Origin of the sequence: Elstera litoralis, from assembly GCF_000963705.1 — a bacterium.
GTDB classification, from domain to species: domain Bacteria; phylum Pseudomonadota; class Alphaproteobacteria; order Elsterales; family Elsteraceae; genus Elstera; species Elstera litoralis.
The window spans coordinates 1-5195 of record NZ_LAJY01000423.1; the positions used below are offsets into that span (position 1 = coordinate 1).

6 protein-coding genes are annotated in these 5195 nt (G+C 59.5%); 2 read left to right on the forward strand and 4 right to left on the reverse strand.

Annotation, left to right across the window (positions count from 1 at the left end):
* Positions 1–22 precede the first annotated feature (22 nt).
* Entirely contained in the window at positions 23–1384 is a 1362-nt protein-coding gene (locus VZ95_RS14950; protein WP_045776568.1) for a globin-coupled sensor protein, read from the forward strand.
* On the opposite strand, the gene VZ95_RS25750 is transcribed toward VZ95_RS14950, so the two are convergent.
* Positions 1355–1747, reverse strand: a complete 393-nt coding sequence (locus VZ95_RS25750) for a TfoX/Sxy family protein (RefSeq protein ID WP_084627822.1) — start codon at positions 1745–1747, stop codon at positions 1355–1357. The two genes, VZ95_RS14950 and VZ95_RS25750, sit on opposite strands and share 30 nt — an antisense overlap.
* The gene (locus tag VZ95_RS14960; protein ID WP_045776573.1) at positions 1692–3020 is read right to left on the reverse strand and encodes an aspartate aminotransferase family protein; all 1329 of its coding nucleotides are present in this window, start codon (positions 3018–3020) and stop codon (positions 1692–1694) included. Before VZ95_RS14960 ends, VZ95_RS25750 begins: the two co-directional genes overlap by 56 nt.
* A 235-nt stretch (positions 3021–3255) precedes the next feature.
* Here VZ95_RS14960 and VZ95_RS14965 point away from each other — a divergent pair, with 235 nt between their 5' ends.
* Positions 3256–3930 carry a YoaK family protein gene (locus VZ95_RS14965; protein ID WP_045776570.1) on the forward strand — a complete coding sequence of 225 codons (675 nt, stop codon included), beginning with the start codon at positions 3256–3258 and terminating at the stop codon, positions 3928–3930.
* Positions 3931–4052: 122 nt separating this feature from the next.
* Here VZ95_RS14965 and VZ95_RS14970 read toward each other — a convergent pair whose 3' ends face one another.
* Both VZ95_RS14970 and VZ95_RS14975 read right to left on the reverse strand, forming a co-directional pair.
* Entirely contained in the window at positions 4053–4517 is a 465-nt protein-coding gene (locus VZ95_RS14970) for a RidA family protein (protein WP_045776571.1), read from the reverse strand.
* Positions 4518–4602: 85 nt separating this feature from the next.
* Positions 4603–5195 (reverse strand): adenylate/guanylate cyclase domain-containing protein (locus tag VZ95_RS14975; protein WP_198148327.1); only part of this gene is annotated, 593 nt, incomplete at its 5' end.

Sequence of the window (5195 nt, forward strand, 5' to 3'; positions counted from 1 at the left end):
CATTCATAGAATGGTCAAACCTATGCACGACATCACCAAAATTTTTATCAATGCCGCCCAAACCCGAGATGAACGTTTACATTTTCTTAATATATCGAGCGACATCAATGAAACTTTACAACATGTTCGAGCTTTGATTATTCCTCATCTCCCTGAGATTGTAGATATATTTTATAATCATTTAAGCAAATTTTCTAAGCTTAACGCGATGCTGGGCGGACCGAGCCGGATCGCGCAGCTCAAAAAGACCCAAATCGAGCATTGGACGGCGCTGCTCTCCGGCAAATACGATGATGAATTCTTCCGGCGCGCCGTGCGCATCGGTTTGGCTCACGCCAAGATTGGCTTGGAGCCGCGCTGGTATCTCGGCGGCTACTGCCTTGTACAAAGCCATTTAGATGCGTTGCTGGTCAAACTCATTCGTTGGAACCGGGAAAAGCTGGCGCGGTCGCTTGATGTTCTGCATCGGGTGATTTATCTCGATATGGATTTGGCCGTTTCCGTCTATATCGACCGGCTCGAAGAACAAACCCATGAAGCAAGACTACAGATTGCCGGATCGCTCGACGGCCGCGTTAAAGATGTCATCGGTGCCCTGCGCACCTCGACCGCCGATATGGAGCGCACGGCCAGCCAAGTGAGCGCGGCGGCCGATCAAACCCTCACCCAAACGGCGACTGTCACGGCAGCCAGCCATCAGGCCGCCAGCAATGTCGAAGCCGTGGCGGCAGCGGCGAGCGAATTGACCGCCTCCATTCACGAAATCGGTCGCCAAGTCGCCCAATCGGCCCGCATCGCCGCGCAAGGGGCCGAGGAAGCGAAGCAAACCGATATTAAAGTGCAGGGGCTTGCCGATGCTGCCCAACGGATCGGCGAAGTCGTGCGCCTGATTAATGATATCGCCGGACAAACCAATCTGCTGGCGCTGAACGCCACCATCGAAGCCGCCCGCGCCGGGGAAGCCGGCAAGGGTTTTGCCGTCGTCGCCTCGGAAGTGAAAAATCTGGCCAGCCAAACCGCGCGCGCCACGGAAGAAATCACTCAGCAGATTCAAGCCATTCAGGCGGCCACCGACGAAACGGTGGATGTTATCCACGGTATCGGTCGCACGATCAGCCAACTTAACGAGGTCGCCTCCACCATTTCCGCTGCGGTCGAAGAGCAAGGTGCCGCTACGAACGAAATCGCCCGCAATGTGCAGCAGGCGGCAACCAGTTCGGCGACCGTGAACACCAATGTCGAGGGTGTGATGACCGCCGCCAAAGTAACGGCACAGGCGGCCCAATCGGTGCTGGAAGCATCGCGCACCATCGGCGGAGAAACAACCACGCTCAATAGTGCCGTGGCACAGTTTTTAACGGAAATGCGCGGGGACCGAAGCTAGCGCCTTCAGTTCGACCCGGCGCGCCTCGGGCAGATGCCGCCAATCCCGGTCGGTCAGCGCCCCTTCGAGGGCGTAAAGGGCGATGAGGGTCACTTGCTTGCCGAACCGGAAGCGCAGCCGGTGCCAAGCTTCCTCGGCCCCCAGCGCGCGCAATTCGTCAGCCGTCTCAACCCCCACCTCGCGCAGCATCCGATCCGTTTTTGGGCCAAGATTGCGGAGACTTGAGGGGGGACCAGGCTCCGTCATGGCAATTTTTCCCCGGTTGGGGGCGGCGCGGACCAAGCGTGGCCCGCACCGCCTGCCCCTCCTACTCAACCGTTGGCAAAATCTTGGCCAGGGTCTCAACGATCCGGTCGATTTCATGCTTTTCGATAATGAGCGGCGGCGACAGGGCGATGATGTCGCCGGTCGTGCGGATGAGAACGCCCGCCTCATAGGCTTTCAAGAAAGTCTCGAAGGCCCGCGCCGTGGGTTTGCCCGCGCGCGGCTCAAGCTCGATGCCCCCAACGAGGCCAAGATTGCGCACGTCGATAACGTGCTTCGTGCCTTTCAAACTATGCAGCGCGTTTTCGAAATAAGGGGCCATTTCGGCGGCGCGTTCGAACAATTGCTCGTCACGGTACACGTCCAGCGTGGCGATCCCGGCAGCGGCGGCAATCGGGTGGCCCGAGTAAGTATAGCCGTGGAACAATTCGATAGTATTTTCCGGCGCGTTCATGAAGGCATCGTAGATACCGTCGCGGGCAAAAACGGCGGCCATCGGAATAACGCCATTGGTGATACCCTTCGCCGTGGTCATCATATCCGGAATCACGCCGAATTTATCGGCCCCGAAGGCGGTGCCCAAACGGCCAAAGCCGGTAATGACCTCATCGAAAATCAACAGAATGCCGTGCTTATCGCAAATCGCGCGGATTTTTTCGAGATAGCCTTTCGGCGGCACCAGCACGCCGGTGGAGCCCGCAAGCGGCTCGACGATCACGGCGGCGATATTACTGGCATCGTGCAAGGTGACGATCTTTTCAAGCTCGTCGGCCAGATTGGCCCCATGCTCCGGCTGGCCCTTGGAGAAGGCGTTCTTAGCAATATCGTGCGTATGGGGCAGATGATCGACGCCCGTCAGCAGCGAGCCGAAGAACTTGCGGTTGGTCACGATCCCGCCCACCGAAATACCGCCAAAGCCGACACCGTGATAGCCGCGCTCACGCCCGATGATGCGCGTGCGCGTGCCATCGCCCCGCGCCCGGTGGTAGGCGATGGCGATCTTCATCGCCGTATCGACGGCTTCCGACCCCGAGTTGCAGAAGAAGATCGAGTTCAAATCGCCGGGCGCGAGCTGGGCCAAGCGCGAGGCCAGTTCGAACGCGCCGGGGTGGCCCATTTGAAACGCCGGGGCATAATCGAGGATCGCCACCTGTTTTTGTACGGCCTCAACAATCTTTTTCCGACCATGCCCGGCATTGACGCACCAAAGCCCCGCCGTGCCATCCAAAACCGTCCGGCCATCATCCGTCGTATAATACATGCCGTCCGCGCTCACCAACATGCGCGGCGCGGCCTTAAACTGACGGTTCGCCGTAAACGGCATCCAGAACGGGCGTAGGTTATTGACACTGGAACGGGATTCATCGGGCATAATCGCATCCTTACTCTGCATAGGCTGACCAACTGGTCAAAAACGCTAAAGCGGTTTTGTGCCGGACGGAAGCCCGATTTCAGCCCGAGATATAATCTTCCGATTTTGTCGCATGCGAAACCCTTGAGTTCACCCGGCAGGAACGCCTAGCCTGGGGTTAATGCCACACGCGACCTCTCCCCTTGCGCCAACCCGCGCCCGCCGGATTAGTGAAGCCCCCTCGCGGAGCCTCGTCATGGGGCTCGCGGGGCTCGCGGGCATTATCAATGCCGCCGGGTTTCACGCCATCGGCCATTTCTCCTCCCACCTTAGCGGCACCGTGGCGGTTCTATCGGAAGAGCTGGCCGGGGCGGACTGGGGCCTCGCGCTGCTCGCCGTCTGGGTCACGGTGTGTTTTATCGCCGGGGCCGCCGCCACCGCCGTGCTGATGACGTGGCAGCGCGAACGCCACTTACGCGGGCGTTATGCGCGCTGCCTGATTGTCGAAGCACTGCTACTGGCTGGTATCGCTGCCGTCGATCAGTTTATTGCCCCGCGCACCCAAGGATTAATATCCCTGCGCGTTCTGCTGCTTTGGGGCGGGCTTAGTTTTCTGATGGGGTTTCAGAACGCCATCGTCACCCAAATTTCCCACGCGCGCATTCGCACCACCCATGTGACGGGGATGATTACCGATATCGGCGTCGCCCTTGGCCAAAGGGTCGCCCATTGGCGGCACCCCGATTGGCACCTTCCCAGCGGCTTTGCCCGCAGCCCAGTCAGGATGCATATAATGACCGTCAGCGCCTTTATCGGCGGCGGCATTTTGGGGGTTTTCGGCTATCGCGGGCTCGGTCCGGCGTTTCTGCTGCTGATCGCAGCGGCCTTGCTGGCGGTCGGCCTTTATGATCTGGCGCGGCGACGGGAATAACCCGCCGCCGCAAGTCTTTTGCCGTTCAAGCGCCACGCAGGCTTTCCTCGCATAAGCTCGGGCGCGCCGTCGCGCTTGCCAAGTGTTCGCGACCGAAGGCCGCAAACCCTTGGGGCTCCTCTTTACTCGATTTCGAAAATCGCTTCGACTTCCACCGAGGCATTGAACGGCAGCGAGCCCATGCCGACCGAAGAACGTGCGTGCTTGCCCGCTTCGCCCAAGACCGACACGAAGAAATCGGACGCGCCATTCATCACCTTGGCGTGATCGGCAAACTCCGGCACACCGTTGATGAAGCCGACGACCTTCACGAGGCGCTTAATCCGCTCCAGGCTGCCCAGCGAGGCTTTCGCCACCGCCAGCACGTTCAACGCGCAGAGTTGCGCCGCAGCGGCCGCATCTTCCACCGAAACGTCGCCGCCGACCTTGCCGGCCGTCGTCAGCTTGCCGTCCTGCATCGGCAGTTGCCCCGCCGTGAACAGAAGATTGCCCGTAATGACCCCCGGCACGTAATTCGCTGCGGGCGGCACCACGGCGGGAACCACAATCCCCAGTTCCTTCAGGCGCGTTTCAACCTTACCGGCCATTCTTTCAACTCCTATCCTGTCTCAGCGGCGCGCAAAAGCCGCGCCCGATCTCATAAAGCGCTTTCCGGCGAAACGGAAGCCCGGCCTATTTTGTCGTCGCCACATAAACCCCGTCCCAATCGGCGGGCAGCGGATTGATGCGGAACTCTTCGATCCGCTCGACATAGGTATTGTAGAGCGGCTGCGAGGACAGCCCATCGGACAATTGACGGCACTCATCGATCAAAGCCATCGCCTCATCCCAACGCTGCCCCCGATAGGCCGCTAGGAGGCGCTCGTGGACCTCGGTTAGCCTCTGGAAATTGCCACTGCCCTTAAGCGCGAAATCGCCGATGAGGGTGAAGATGCGCACCGGCACCGTTTTCCCCTTCACCTGGATCAAATCCACTTCCAGCATGGCAAAATCGGGCGCGGCGGCGGCGGTAGCCTCGCCGATAATATTATCGAGATGATAGGGTTTCGACTGGCCTTCCAATCGCGCGGCCAAATTCACCGTATCGCCCAGAGTGGAATAGTTGAATTTCTGGGTGGAGCCCATATTCCCCACTACACAGGGGCCGGTATTGAGGCCCATACCGATATTGATGGGAATAAAGCGTTTGCCGCTGGCCTCAGCTTCCGCCTTCAACTCCTCGTTCAGGGCAATCAGCGACGTGCGCATATCGAGCACGGTCTGAC